Annotated in this window: 9 protein-coding genes; 5 read left to right on the top strand and 4 right to left on the bottom strand. The window is 55.8% G+C overall.

The annotated features are described in order from the left end of the window. Positions 1–395: 395 nt before the first annotated feature. The 4 genes from WN982_RS20805 to WN982_RS20820 all read left to right on the top strand — a co-directional run bounded on the left by WN982_RS20805 (position 396) and on the right by WN982_RS20820 (position 3,915). Positions 396–1,124, top strand: coding sequence for a hypothetical protein (locus WN982_RS20805; RefSeq protein ID WP_341313770.1), 729 nt, complete (start codon positions 396–398; stop codon positions 1,122–1,124). Continuing rightward, entirely contained in the window at positions 1,117–1,608 is a 492-nt protein-coding gene (locus tag WN982_RS20810) for a hypothetical protein (RefSeq protein ID WP_341313771.1), read from the top strand. Before WN982_RS20805 ends, WN982_RS20810 begins: the two co-directional genes overlap by 8 nt. After that, entirely contained in the window at positions 1,605–3,629 is a 2,025-nt protein-coding gene (locus tag WN982_RS20815) for a hypothetical protein (protein ID WP_341313772.1), read from the top strand. The genes WN982_RS20810 and WN982_RS20815 overlap by 4 nt, the downstream gene beginning before the upstream one ends. Positions 3,630–3,747: 118 nt before the next feature. After that, entirely contained in the window at positions 3,748–3,915 is a 168-nt protein-coding gene (locus WN982_RS20820; protein WP_341313773.1) for a hypothetical protein, read from the top strand. Between the two features lie 70 nt (positions 3,916–3,985). On the opposite strand, the gene WN982_RS20825 is transcribed toward WN982_RS20820, so the two are convergent. The 3 genes from WN982_RS20825 to WN982_RS20835 all read right to left on the bottom strand — a co-directional run bounded on the left by WN982_RS20825 (position 3,986) and on the right by WN982_RS20835 (position 9,448). Then, the gene (locus tag WN982_RS20825) at positions 3,986–7,093 is read right to left on the bottom strand and encodes a DEAD/DEAH box helicase (RefSeq protein ID WP_341313774.1); all 3,108 of its coding nucleotides are present in this window, start codon (positions 7,091–7,093) and stop codon (positions 3,986–3,988) included. Positions 7,094–7,139: 46 nt separating this feature from the next. Then, positions 7,140–7,901 carry a virulence associated protein gene (locus tag WN982_RS20830; protein ID WP_341313775.1) on the bottom strand — a complete coding sequence of 254 codons (762 nt, stop codon included), beginning with the start codon at positions 7,899–7,901 and terminating at the stop codon, positions 7,140–7,142. A gap of 242 nt (positions 7,902–8,143) precedes the next feature. After that, positions 8,144–9,448 carry a reverse transcriptase domain-containing protein gene (locus WN982_RS20835; RefSeq protein ID WP_341313776.1) on the bottom strand — a complete coding sequence of 435 codons (1,305 nt, stop codon included), beginning with the start codon at positions 9,446–9,448 and terminating at the stop codon, positions 8,144–8,146. 674 nt (positions 9,449–10,122) lie between these two features. Here WN982_RS20835 and WN982_RS20840 point away from each other — a divergent pair. Next, positions 10,123–10,515 (top strand): hypothetical protein, encoded by a 393-nt coding sequence (locus tag WN982_RS20840; protein ID WP_341313777.1) that lies wholly within the window; start codon positions 10,123–10,125, stop codon positions 10,513–10,515. 732 nt (positions 10,516–11,247) lie between these two features. Here WN982_RS20840 and gyrB read toward each other — a convergent pair. After that, a complete protein-coding gene (gene gyrB / locus WN982_RS20845; protein WP_341313778.1) occupies positions 11,248–13,719 on the bottom strand; it encodes a DNA topoisomerase (ATP-hydrolyzing) subunit B in 2,472 nt (823 codons plus the stop codon). Positions 13,720–13,813: the final 94 nt, after the last annotated feature.

A 13,813-nucleotide genomic window follows, 5' to 3' on the forward strand; every position in this document is an offset into this window, starting at 1 on the left:
TACCAGCCGTTCAAAGACACGCAGCTGAACAAATACATTGAGTTTGATGCCATAGTCCCACCCGACTAGCTCAACACCCCTTGACCGCAGAGTCCGCCTAACTGTCCGAAAAGGATGTCATGCGCTAGTATGATAAAAACGAGCGTTCGTGCGTTGTCGGAAAGGCTCGTGAATCGCTACGTTAATTCTGGGTGTGAAAAATAATTATGCCAGGGGAACAGTGGAAACGCGGAGCGACCGAATGGCAGCACTACGTCGGGAATCTGATACGACGGAGAGTGCCGTTTGGCGATTACGTTGAGATTCCGGACCGTGTCGCCGGAGATTGCGGGCTAGAAGGCTTTTGCCGTGACGGAAACGCGTTCCAATGCTATGCGGCCACTGAACCGCTTAGTGTGGCCGAGCTGACTGAAAAGCAAAAACGGAAGGTGACCCAAGACCTCGGCAAGCTGGAAAAGAACAGAGCTGTCTTAGAAAAACTCCTGCAACCCACAAAAATTCGCAATTGGGCTCTAGTTGTGCCCCGCTGGGAAGATAAGGCTCTGTTAACCCACGTTTCGACAAAAATTCAGGGGATTTGTTCGAAGAACTTACCTTTCGTTGAACCCGGGTGCACGGCCAATATTATGACGCTCGACGATTTCGCCGTCGAAGTTCAAATTCTGGCGAGAGCGGGTGTTGGAAGCCTGGCGGTTCCAGTCACCGACCCTCACGCGGCATCCGTTGCCGAGTTCTCGGTTAAGCATGACGACTGGCTACGTCATTTGGACCGCAAGGTCACTACATTGACGGCGGGTAAAAAGGAGCAAGCGACCCAACTGTTTGAAGGTTTTCTCCAAATGTACCTTCGAGGCCAGAACGTCCTTGATACCCTACGCACAAAGTATCCGGACATTCATGCTGGAGCGGACGCAGCCAAAAGAAGCCAAGAGAGGAAGCTAGCTCTACATTCGGCGTTACATGAAGGCTCTGCAAAGGCCAGTCTCCGCGAAGTAATGCTAAATTTTGGCGGAGCGTTGAGAAACCAGTTGCCCGGCCTGGACAACGAAACCGTTTCCGCCCTCACAGACGAAGCCATCGCCGACTGGCTTCTGCGATGCCCGATGGACTTTCAAAATGAATGACGCACATTCACGGGACCGGTTGGAGCAGCTCGGTCGGCGCTGGAGCTTCACTGACAGGCCTGCTCCGTTGCCGGCCGACCTACGTCCAGTCTGGCGCATTGCAACAATTCTCCTTGTGCTTCACACGTCACGGGGGAAAAGCGCGTCGCTACGAAAGCTACATTTTGCGACCTGGGCCCTCAAAGACCGCGACGTTAGCAAACAGCTAATTGCTTCCCTCAACTCCGACGAACTTTCAACGGCACCGCTGCCTCGCATAGACCCCGCCCTGAACCGAGCAGTTGATTTCGCGGTTGCGGAAGGATTAGTCGAAATATCCGGCAAGAAGTCCGTAAAGCTTTCGGAAAAGGGCTTGCGCATAGCGAAAGAGCTCACGGAATCTACTGAGTGTTTGGTTCAAGAAAAGGAGTTACTTTCCGAATTGGTTCCGCATCTCACCGAACCTGCCATAGACCACTTGTTCAAGAGCCTTGCGTCCTCATGACAATTAAATTCGAAAGGCTTCATCTCGACGTGCTGACGCCTGAAGGCCGTTATGGAGCGAAGCTTCGCTTTCATAGTGGCCTTAACATACTGCATGCTGAGAACAGCATGGGCAAATCTACCTGCATCCAGTCAATCATTTACGCGTTGGGCCTTGAGCGTATGCTCGGGCCCAAGGCGGTGATTCCGCTTCCACCTGCGATGACCACGTTTTTGGAAGATGCGGATGGAGAGCACCTCGTGTTGGCCTCGGATGTTTGGCTGGAAGTCAGCAACACTCGCGGTGAGGCGCTAACGATACGGCGAAGTGTAAAGGGAAACCGGGACTTCCGACTGGTGACCGTGTGGGAGGGCTCACTATCGGAGGACGGCGCCGCGGCATTGCAAAGTCGCGACTATTTCTTGCGAGACCCAGGCGCAGTCACTCATGAGGCAGGCTTCCATTCAAAACTGGCGAGCTTCCTTGGCTGGACACTTCCATCAGTGCCTAGAAGCTCCGGGGGAGAGTGCCCTTTGTATATGGAGGGCATCTTCCCTCTTTTCCTGGTTGAACAGAAACACGGTTGGTCGGGCATCCAAGCGAATTTGCCCACCTACCTAGGAATCCGGGAGTTGTCCAAGCGAGCCATCGAATTCGTACTAAAACTTGATGCGGCTTCCATTCAGGCGGAACGCCAAGCGGTGGCAGAGAGAGATGCGTCACTTCGAAGTCAATGGAAGAACGCAATCTCGGGTCTTAAGGCCGTAATTGCGAGCACCCATGGAAGAATAAAAGATGTTCCACGAGACCCGGTCCCCGACTGGCCTCCCACCCCCGAACCATCCTTCGAGGTTGTTCGAGACGGTGTATGGAAGCCGTGGAATTCCGCTAAATCAGACGCTGAATATGCGCTCGATTCGTTGCGGCAGGCCGAGACGCCGACTAACGATGAAATTGCAACGCTTGCTCGGACAGAACTGAACGTATCTGAATCGGAACTGGCGGAAGTCGATTTTGCGGCCACTACAGCCCTTGAGGCGCTAGACCTCGAGTCTGCTCAACAACGCGCACTCATCTCGCGTATTAGTTCGCTTGAGGAGGACTTGCGCCGCAATCAAGACGCAGAAAAGTTGCGTAAGTTCGGCTCGATTGCAGAGTGGGAATTGAACCGAGACACTTGTCCGACGTGCCATCAGCACTTGGCAGATACCCTGCTCTCTCAGAATGACGAGCCACAAATAATGCCGTTGTCTGAAAATATCGAATTTATTCGCGCCCAGCTCGCCACTTTTAAACGACTGCAGGAGGCGGGTAGTATTCAAATCGCTTTGAAAAGCCAAAATCTCGACTCATTGCGTGCCCGGCTTGGTGAACTGCAAGGCAGAATAAGGTTACTTAAACAGACCTTGGTGGGAGCCAGCGGCGCACCGGCGGCAAGCCGCATCAGAAGGGAGCTCGAGTTGGAGACTGCAATCGCAACGCTAAAGAGAGCCGGGCAGGACTTTATCGACGAGTTGGCCGAGTTCGAAAGTCTCGCCGCGGAGTGGCGGGACCTTGAAGTTCGACGAAAGGCGCTTCCTTCGAAGGAGCTTAGTACGTTGGACGAACAGAAACTGAACGCCCTTCAGACTATCGTCAGAGAACAACTGGTCACGTATGGCTTTAAGAGTATCCCTGCAGAGTCGATTTCCATATCGCACGACAATTATCGTCCGACTCGGGACGGCTTCAACCTAGGATTTGACCTTTCCGCAAGCGACAATATTAGGATTATCTGGGCATATCTCGAAGGCATTTTGGAGCTCTCGCGGGGATACGCTACGAACCATCTAGGTTTTCTGATTTTTGACGAGCCGCGTCAGCAGGAAGCGAAGGAGATGAGCTTTGCGCAACTGCTGTCGCGGACAAGTGAAAGCGGGGTCGCAAAACAACAGGTTATATTCGCAACCAGCGAAAAATGGGAGAAGTTAAAAGAGATGGTATCTGGGCTCGCAGTGAACACTATCCGGTTTGAGGCGCGAGTTCTTTCGCGTATCGACTAGCGGGATTTCGAGCCGCCGCCCCTGGTTTGCGTGCGTCGGGGTGCTGCAAGGCCAAACCCCGTTAATCGTTGTCGCAGCAGCCAGCGCTGTGCGTCTGCTAGGGCCGGAGGTCATCCACATGCAGTATCCGAGGGAGCCGAAGCCAAGATTCGTCCTTACTGTGGTCGAAAATCAGAACGTCGTCGGCAAGTGCCAGTTCGAACCGGCAAACTACTACACGGGTAAGACGGTCACGTTCAACGAATATGACTTCGGCTCATTACTGCCGTCTACGCTCAACTCTTAGCCATAATGCTGGAGGCGCATATTCACTATGCGTCGCTTTGCCGGCCCCGCCGAACAGGGCCCTTATTTCCTCACTGCTGAGTTAGACCTGCAAAGACCATCTGAAAATACGATGGGTATCTATCAAGCACAGCGCGAACAGCAGCTGGATTATTTCGAGCATAGGTTACGACCGCGCCTCTAGAAGGGTGTACCGCTGCGAAGACCGGTCGCAAATCCAGCGCAAGCATCCTGTCCGCGAAACCCGCCTCTTGAATGGCCACAGCCAACGGGTCTGGAAGGCCGTACTTTAATCCGCTTTGAAGGCGCTTTATCAGTTCCACAGTATCGACGTTGTTCACGTCGCCATCCTGCTCAAAATACGTCACCAATGCAGTCAGATACAGCGAGAACTCAAAGCCGAAGCAATTGTCGCAAATATCAACAACGTCTTCAGGTGTGAACCGGCGCGTACCCTCTCCGTGCCGCTTCGAAATGCCAGCGGCCGCAATGACCTCACCGATTTGCGAATATGCGGCCCCCGACAACCACGACTGCGCGACGTTTATGAGCAACTCTCTGCCCACCACTTTTTCAAGCAGGTCGTCTTCGCCCACCTCGAGCAAGACTGGCCAAATCGCATTCAGCAGTTCCGCCTCGGTCTGGGATGCGAGCACCAGGTCACGGCTTCTCTCGCACCATCGATAAATCTTCGCGAGTGCATTAAGCCCCAGGAGCGTCCGCGAGTTCCGAGTCTGGTTAGCAGCTTCCGGCTCACGCTCTTGAACGGCCCGCGCGATTGCGATAAAACAGTCGACCAGTAACGTCTTCTGCTCGTCCGAAGCCAACGAGTACGCTAGCGTGCTCCTCGCGAGTCCACGTACTACCTCAATAAACTCGTCGAATACGGTTTCTCCACGACTGGCCTGCAAGAAGCTGGCAACAGCGTTGACCAGCCGCTCCTTGGCTTTTACCTGCTGCGCAACATCTTCAGGGTTAGCGCCGATGCCGGCCAGGTAATCCGCATCGTCATTGATTTGCGCGAGTGCGTTGTCTTCGTCTGCAAGCAAGGCAATGATAACGTCGAAGGCGGCCTGCACCTCCTGCGTGCCATCGTCGTTCATTATTGGAGCGACAAGACCTAGAAGCGAGCTGCCGGTCGGTTCGACATTTGCGGTATTTAAAAGCTCGCGAACTGTATTCCATCGCCACCGCTCACGTCGAGCACTCCTACCGTCAAAGACGCGCGTATCTGCGAAGATAACGGAACCCTCGATGTGCATTCCGGCACGGCCCGCTCGGCCCATCAAATTGTGAAAGTCTCGCACCTTCACCCGCTCTCCACCTTGGTAGATTGTTGAGACAATCAGGTATCGGAGCGGCAGATTCACTCCTTGTGCCAAGGTGGACGTGCACACGACCAAAGGCACAAGACCCTCTTTCACCGCATGTTCGATACAGAGTCGAAGACCTTGGGGGGTATTGCCATGATGCGCCAACACACCGAACCTTGCACCTCGGGTCACAACCGCATCGTCGCCGAAATGCATTGCGTGGAGGTGCACCAACCTCTGCAGTTCGTCCTGATTCGCGATTTCCGCTGGCGACTGATAAGGTAAGCCTCGCTCGAAATATTCAACGGCATCTCTGACAATGCCTGCGGCACTATCCTTTCTTCCGCAAAAAATAGCGGCGCTACCCTGCGGCGCCAACTTTAATCCGAGATACAAGGCGATTTCCGAAGCACTACGCTCAGGAAACACTCGGACTACTCGTTCTCTACCACGAAGCGGAAATGAATATGGCTCAATGACCCTCGGAACGAAGTAAGGGAAGTCATCAGGCTGACCCAGAGCATCGAACTGAAGAGTGCCCAAGGTATGCTGCCAACTCGTGAAGACAACAGAACGCTGGGTCGGCATCAGGTCCTTTCCATCAACCACAGGAGCGCGTTCGCCGATTAGCCACTTGCCGACTGCTTGTGCATTCGAAATGACCGCCGAGACTAGGACCACCTGCGCTCGGCGAGGCAGATACTGCTTCAGAGTGGTAAGTAGCAACTCGTACGTCACGCCGCGGGGACCAGAATCAAACTGGTGTCCCTCATCGTAAACAATCAACCCGATTTTGCTGGCAATCTGAGGCGCCTGCCGCAGAACATATAAAAGCTTCTCTGGCGTCAGCACCAAGACTTGTGGGGACGGCTGAGCAATCTCACCTATCAGGTCCGCCAGCGACTCCAGAAAGTCCTGCTGCAGAACGTCCGAGAGCTCGTCGATAGATACCTGCTCGCCTGCAAACGTCTGGCGTAGAGAGTTGGATATCTCATGGCATAGCGCGCGAAACGGCGCGACCACCACCGCCGTCCGGGCTCTGCCAGATAACATCGCGCTTCGAATTACAAGTTCAATCGCTCGAGTCTTTCCCGCACTCGTCGGCATCTGAACAACGGCCGACGCTCCCCCAAACAAGCCGGCTCTTCCGAGTAGGCGTTGTGCCGGCCAAAGCTCTGAAACAAAATTGGGTTTTCGAAGAACATCAGACCACTGCTCTTCGTCTAGCCGCGAGTATCGAGGTAAGTTCAGGCGACTCGAATTGCCGACCTTGCGTAGAGTGACTGCCACGCATAGGTCCACAAACGCGACATCCCTCGAGCTACCGTTTCGATAGACAGCTTGCCGCAGCCCCGAGCAGTGCCTCAGAAGGATTCGCTCGTCGCCTCCGTCGCGCGATAGCAAGTCACTCGTAGCACGCAACATAGTTACAAGCAAAGGCGAAAATCGAGTTTCGGGAGGAACCTCCGCGTCGTCCCATCGATTCGCGAGCACCAAGTGCAAAACCGCCGAGAATGGGTCTAACTGTTGGCGGGCACGTGTCGATAGCAGGTTGCTGACCACGAAACTACTGCCGGGAGTCTCGGCCAGGTAAAACGTCGCTGCAGCAAGCGTCAGCAATTCTTCGTCGAGGTCAACGTCAAACCTCGATTCGACATATGCGTAAAAGAACGAGGCCGCAAATCGCAGACCCTGCTGGTCCGTCGCGACGGGAGCGCCGAGCACCGTGCGCTGTTCGAGAAACTTATCGCATATGGCCGCTGCCTCGTCGCCCAGAATACCTATGGCAAGCGCAAAGAGGTCTTCAGGATGTGTACCGGCAGGAATATCGATATGTTCCTCTTCTCGCACCGCGTACTCATACATCCGGGCTTTCGCTTGTGTTATCCCGAACAAGCGCCGAGAATTTGCCTCAGGCCTCATCTGCGGCCCTCTCGTAGAGACTATGGGCGAGCGTCATCAAATCCTCACCTCGAATTACCAACAAAAGGACAGACGAACCCGGGGGATGTGATGCTGTTGTCGTCGCCACAATTAGCTCGGCGTCAAATGCGCCGTTGTTCAGCACGGCGGCCGCGCCAGTCTGTTCTATAAAGGGCCTGTCCGGCTTCGCTTGGAAGCGCTCGACTAGCGCTACCCGCGCGTTGTCGCCCTGCATGAGAGCTTTCCGCTTCATGGCGAGCAGCGTGTAAGCTTGCCGTACTTTGTCTTTCGCCGCATCGTCCACAGCAACTTGAAGCCTACGCTGAGGCTTGCCTGCACTCAACTGCGCTTTGACTTCAAAGGTCGTCAGCGTGTCCTCGGCAGAGTTACCTGTCGGAGACAAATACAGGCCGATGATGTCAGTGCCCTTCACCGATTCATTGGGCGTTGCTTTCTCAGCAAATCGCCCCCTCGGAACCCAGTGATTCATACTGTACTCGAGGAAGTCGCAAACCAATATTTCAGCAAAATCGCCGGACCGAATTGACGGTCCGGGTTTGGTGGTATTGGGAAATACCAGTTTTTTCAAAAATTCGGAACGCGAATGCTCAGTACCAGCTCGTAGAACGTCAATATCGTCATCGGAACAGTAATGCTGGCGAAAATGTCGGGCCCACGCCGACAGGACAGCGTTGTCCGGTTGATGTTGAAACTCTAAAATGGTAACTGTCTTCCCCTCACCGGTCCTCAACGGTTCTCGTTGTACCAACCAGCTGAGGTGCTCAGGCGGAGGCATGGATACCCTCGGGGACTACTCTCTCAAATGACATTTTTGTTTTACCAGTGTCGGCGACGGTGTTCATGGTCACAATAAAATCGGGTCGCTTCGTCTAATATCCACGGGCAAGCAAATCTACACAAGCTTTCAGCGTCTAGGTGAAGGCAGGATGTGCCTCCCTCCCGTCGATGCTATGGCGGCGCACGACCGAATGCCTATTTGGTTCTTGTACCCGCACGCGACGTGACCATCTCAGCGAATGACGGGTCGAACTCAGTGTCGTCCAGTAGATGCATTCCCATCAATCGTTGGCGTTCAGCCGAGCTCAGCGAGCTTGTTTTCGACCGCCAGAGACGGCGAAATTCGGCCAGCTTCATCGCGACGTCATTGTCCAGTTGTCGGAAGATGCGGTGGTCAGTACAGAAAGAAAAAGCTGCGCCCCAAGCGCGGACCGTGTTGGAGACGCGCCAGAGCGTACTGAGCAGCGTCGGGTCGGAGGCTAACGTCATCGGCTCCGATGTGCCAGTCTTCAGATGTCGCTGACTCGTGAGCGCTTTGTTGCAGAGAGCGTCCACCTTTGCTAGCAACGAGCCGCGGGCACGCTTTCCCGGCGAGATGGCCTCTGGAGATACGTCGCAGCCAAGAAAGGAGAATCCCTTCTTGGTTTCCCCCGCCGCAGCCTTTGCCGAGGCTGCAGGACTACCTTTTGTCGGCGGGTCGTAAGCATCAAGCCCAAATCGCTTGAGTTCATGCTTGAGCTGCTTCAAGCCTTTCAAGGCACGGCTCCGACTCGGCGCAAAAATTATCAGGTCATCGATATAGCGTACGGACATCGTGCCGCCCGTATTTAGCTGCTCGTCTATGTCGTGGAGAAGCAAGTTGCACAGGAGCGGCGACAGACAAGAACCTTGTGCGACGCCGCGAGACGCCAGCGGAAAAATATCTTTATGCTCGCGCAGTTCGGCAAGGTTATCGAGTTCGACATTGACTGCCCGCGTCAGCAGCGCATTGAACTCCGGGTCGTCCGTATGCTTCGTGACGATTGCCAGCAAGTCCTCTTTTGGAACCTGCGTAAAAAAGTCCCTGATATCGGTCCGGACGTAGTACTGGTATCGAATGGTGCCTTCGTAGGTTTGGGCGATAGCCTTCGCGACCCCGCCGTCTTTTACGCCACCGTGATTCCACGCCTTTTTCTGGATACTCTGAACGAAAGGCAAGCCAGTCAGCACATCAAGAATCGCTCGTTGTACGACACGGGAGGCAATCGGCGCAATCACAATAGGCCTCCTGGCCGTCTTGCCGGGCTTCCGGGCGGCGACGCCGCGAGCCGGCGGAAACTCGAAGGTCCCGGCTACCAGTTGCTTGCGGAGGTCGCTGATATTCTGCTCGAGCCGCAGCTGAAATTGCTTTGCTTCGTCCCGGGTGCTTTCAGAGGTGGAAATCAGGGCGTTAGCGAGCACTGAACGCGCCGCTTTGCGGAGGTTCGGTTTGCGGCAAACCTTCCTGTACAGGATACCCATTTTTTTTGCTTCTTATGTTGGGTACGGGGCCGCATTGGTAAGCTTGCCCCAAGCCCGAGGAGTCAGTTTCCTGCGGGCGCGCCGATGCTATGGCTGACCCGTCCGGCGAGACATTGCTGCACGCCGGGCGCTCCGTGCGAATTTGCGGTTCCGGAGGCCGGACCACTCAGCACGAGGCACAAGAACAAAGCGCAAGCGGACACGCCGCCGCCGACGCGCCAACCGCTGGCACGTTTTTGCTTTCGGCCTGAAACGTCACTTTTGCCTCCAATTCTAGGGTTTTTGCCCGAGCTGGCAAGCGCCGCGAAGCGTCAACGCCGCCCAAGCCTGAAAATAAAGTCTACCGACCGTCCAATGCGACCTCAAAACGGCTGAAGCTACGGTATTCCGGCTGACTGCGAGGCTTGGGCTGTTTCCTGCGGGCGCGCCAATGCTATGGCTGACCCGTCCGGCGAGACATTGCTGCACGCCGGGCGCGCCGTGCGAATTTGCGGTTCCGGAGGCCGGACCACTCAGCACGAGGCACAGAAGAACTGCAGTATTGATACCAGAATTTGGTTGCGCTTACAACGGCGGCCCGGAACAGCAGCAGCCGCGTACAGCAGAGTGCCCCCATCAACCGAATCGCTGCAGTCGTTTAGCGAGTTCGCATAAAAGGCACCGCTGTATTGGCCATGGAAACACTCAATCCTAACGACAACGAATTCGGTCGAAAGTTGGCGCTCACTCACACCGAGAAGCGTCTCCCCGACCTGCTCGCGTGCGTCCTGACTGACGCGGTTACCGACATTGAGGTGGCAGCACGAGACCTGCAGATTTCTGACGCCAATTTCGTGCGCTTGCGCCGGGCGATGGACCGGGTTGCTCGTGCGCAATCGGTTTTGGAAACAATGAGGGTGGGCAGCGTGGGGGCGAGCGGCGCCGAGACGGTGCTGCGGGTACGGGAAGCGGTGAAGTTGCTGGCAGCAGAGTGGCCAGAGGACTACCCCGCCGGGGCGGTCGAGTGGCTCTTGTTACAGCCTCGCAGCGTCAGTCGAGCGCTTGAGAACGTCGTCCATGGCGCGTGACCGTTAGTTCCGTAGCGGAGCGACGCTGTTAATCAAAACCGACTGCGCTCGCCACTTGTGCATCATTCTGAGTGGCATTTCCCGAAATTTCACCGCCAAACCGGCCAATTTTCGACCTTGCAATTAAAAGCGTTTACGCTTTCAAACAAGGCTGTATCGACGAAAAGCTTGTCGGGAAAGCCTAGAAGCGTTTACCTGTAAACGCTTCTATTTCTGTTTAGCAAACACACCCGCCCCAGCCGCCCACTCGCCCAACCGTCACCGACTTCGCCAGATTCCACGTTTTTTCCGGCGTCAGATTGGAGAGCATCAACGGCCATCGCCGCTTGGAGTCGTTCGGAGGAGGTGGGCGCCGTGTATCTATCTACATGAAGCGCATTCGCTAGAGCAGCAAACCGGGTCACCCCGACGCCGACTGCTCTGGCGACCAACGAAGTCGCTGTGCGTGAGTTGGACGATGCTGTCGCAGGCCGAATCGCTTTCAGTACATCGGGCTGGAGCACAGGCAAGAACCGCGGACCAGCGAAGGCAGCAGAAGTCGGGCTGGAAAGCCTTCCCATGATTGCTGCCGGGACCGAGAAAACAACGGCCACCTCAACACCGTGGCCGTCGTTCCTGCGGCTGTGACGTCAGTTAGGTGCCTTCATCTGAGCTATCGAAGCGCATCCATCAATAAATGTCTCAGTGGATGCTTCCCAAAATCTCAGGTTATGGCTCCCGCTACATACCCACTCAAACGTCAATATTCCCCGCCCTGAGCGCATTCGACTCGATGAAAGCCCGACGCGGCTCGACATCATCCCCCATGAGCGTCGTAAAGATGCCATCAGCCGCAATAGCATCCTCAATCTGCACACGAAGCAAACGACGCACGGTCGGATCCATCGTAGTCTCCCAAAGCTGCCCAGGATTCATCTCGCCGAGACCCTTATAGCGCTGCTTCGAGATATTCCGTTCAGCATCAGCCAGCAACCACTTCATAGCGCTCTTGAAGTCGGTCACAGCCATACTCCGCTCACCGCGCTTGATCACCGCACCAACACCAATCAACCCCTTAAACGTATTAGCGGTATTGATCAGCTGTTGGTAATCCGCGGTCAACTGAAAATCCTGATCCAACACAGAAATCTTCTGATTACCGTGATGAGTCCGAGCAACACGCAGCGAGCGCAGCTCACGCACCGGGTCATACATCGTCGTGACCTTAACCTCAGGCTTCAGCGCATCATCCCGCAACTTAGCCTCAAGCGCCGCCGCCGACACCGCAGCCGCTTCCTCACTGGAAAGGTCAATCACAACCCCATCCATCACAGCCTCAAGCGCCCCAGCGTCATACAACCGGCTCAGACGGTTAACAACAGCTTGAGCCAGCAAATAAGCCCGAGCCAACTCACCAAGCGCATCGCCGGTGATAGGCGTAGCACCTTCGGAAGCCAGCAGTTCAGACCCCTGCAACGCCAGCTTCAGAATGTGAGCATTAACCTCAGCCTCATCCTTCAAATACCGCTCATCCTTACCCGCCTTGATTTTGAACAACGGCGGCTGCGCGATATAGATATACCCACGCTCGATCATGTCCGGCATCTGACGATAGAAGAACGTCAGCAGCAGCGTCCGGATGTGCGCGCCGTCCACGTCAGCATCGGTCATGATGATGATGCGGTGATAACGCAGCTTGTCGAGGTTGTAATCTTCCTTGCCGATCCCGCAACCCAGAGCAGTAATCAGCGTCACAATCTGCTCCGAAGAAAGCAGCTTGTCATAACGCGCCTTCTCGACGTTAAGCACCTTACCCCGCAGCGGCAAGATCGCCTGAAACTTCCGGTCACGCCCCTGCTTCGCCGATCCGCCTGCCGAGTCGCCCTCGACGATATAAATCTCCGACTTCGCCGGGTCCTTCTCCTGGCAATCCGCCAGCTTCCCTGGCAGACCAACGCCATCCAAAACGCCCTTACGACGCGTCATCTCGCGCGCCTTCCGAGCCGCATCCCGCGCCCGCGCCGCATCAACAATCTTGCCGCAAATGATCTTCGCGTCGTTCGGCGTTTCCAGCAGGAATTCCTCGAGCGCCTTCGCGACCACATCTTCCACCGGCGCGCGCACTTCCGACGACACCAGCTTGTCCTTGGTCTGCGCGCTGAACTTCGGCTCCGGCACCTTCACCGACAGCACGCACGACAGTCCTTCGCGCATGTCGTCGCCGGACGTCTCGACCTTCGCTTTCTTCGCGACTTCGTGATCGTTGATGTACTTGTTCAACACGCGCGTCATCGCCGCACGCAACCCGGTCAGGTGGGTGCCGCCGTCGCGCTGCGGAATGTTGTTCGTGAAGCACAGCACGTTTTCGTTGTAGCTGTCGTTCCACTGCATCGCCACTTCCACGCCCACGCCGTCCTTCTCGCCACTGATGTGGAAAATGTTCGGGTGCAGCACGGCCTTGTTCTTGTTGATGTACTCGACAAAACCCTTCACGCCGCCCACAAAGGCGAAATCTTCTTCCTTGCCGCTGCGCTGGTCGGTCAGGCGAATCCGCACGCCGTTATTCAGGAACGACAGTTCGCGAATCCGCTTGGCCAGAATGTCGTAGTGATATTCGACATTGCCGAAGATCGTGTCGTCAGCCAGGAAGTGCACTTCGGTGCCGCGGTTTTCGGTGTCGCCGATCACCTGAATCGGCGAGACTGCCACGCCGTCGACCTCTTCGAGCACGCGGTTCTGCGGCACGCCACGGTGGAATTCCATGAAGTGCTTCTTGCCGTCGCGGCGAATCGTGAGGCGCAGCCACGCGGAGAGCGCGTTCACGCACGACACGCCCACGCCGTGCAGGCCGCCGGACACCTTGTAGCTGTTCTGGTCGAACTTGCCGCCGGCGTGCAGTTCGGTCATCACGATTTCAGCGGCGCTGCGCTTCGGATCGTGCTTGTCGTCCATCTTCAGGCCGGTCGGCACACCGCGGCCGTTGTCGGTGATCGAAATCGAGTTGTCCGCGTGGATGATCACCTGGATATCGTTGCAATGCCCGGCCAACGCTTCATCGATCGAGTTGTCCAGCACTTCGAATACGAGGTGATGCAGACCGGTCCCGTCCGACGTATCCCCGATGTACATCCCGGGACGCTTGCGCACCGCCTCCAGACCTTCAAGGATCTGAATCGACGAGGCGCCGTAGCTGTTATCGGGTTGCGAATTGTTCAGTTCAGTCATGGATTTTTTCCGGTTCTGCGTTACTGCAAGGTTGCTGCTCGGGACTTTTCAAAACACCATAAAAACGCCAAAGGGGCGCTGCGCCCCTTGGTGT

This window comes from Paraburkholderia sp. IMGN_8 (genome assembly GCF_038050405.1).
In the GTDB taxonomy this organism is placed as follows: domain Bacteria; phylum Pseudomonadota; class Gammaproteobacteria; order Burkholderiales; family Burkholderiaceae; genus Paraburkholderia.

Bases quoted from the DNA above. Each gene is read 5' to 3' on its own strand.
- WN982_RS20820 (WP_341313773.1), top strand. From the start codon at position 3,748: ATGCAGTATCCGAGGGAGCCGAAGCCAAGATTCGTCCTTACTGTGGTC.
- WN982_RS20815 (WP_341313772.1), top strand. From the start codon at position 1,605: ATGACAATTAAATTCGAAAGGCTTCATCTCGACGTGCTGACGCCTGAA.
- gyrB (WP_341313778.1), bottom strand. From the start codon at position 13,719: ATGACTGAACTGAACAATTCGCAACCCGATAACAGCTACGGCGCCTCG.
- WN982_RS20835 (WP_341313776.1), bottom strand. From the start codon at position 9,448: ATGGGTATCCTGTACAGGAAGGTTTGCCGCAAACCGAACCTCCGCAAA.
- WN982_RS20840 (WP_341313777.1), top strand. From the start codon at position 10,123: ATGGAAACACTCAATCCTAACGACAACGAATTCGGTCGAAAGTTGGCG.
- WN982_RS20810 (WP_341313771.1), top strand. From the start codon at position 1,117: ATGAATGACGCACATTCACGGGACCGGTTGGAGCAGCTCGGTCGGCGC.
- WN982_RS20825 (WP_341313774.1), bottom strand. From the start codon at position 7,093: ATGTATGAGTACGCGGTGCGAGAAGAGGAACATATCGATATTCCTGCC.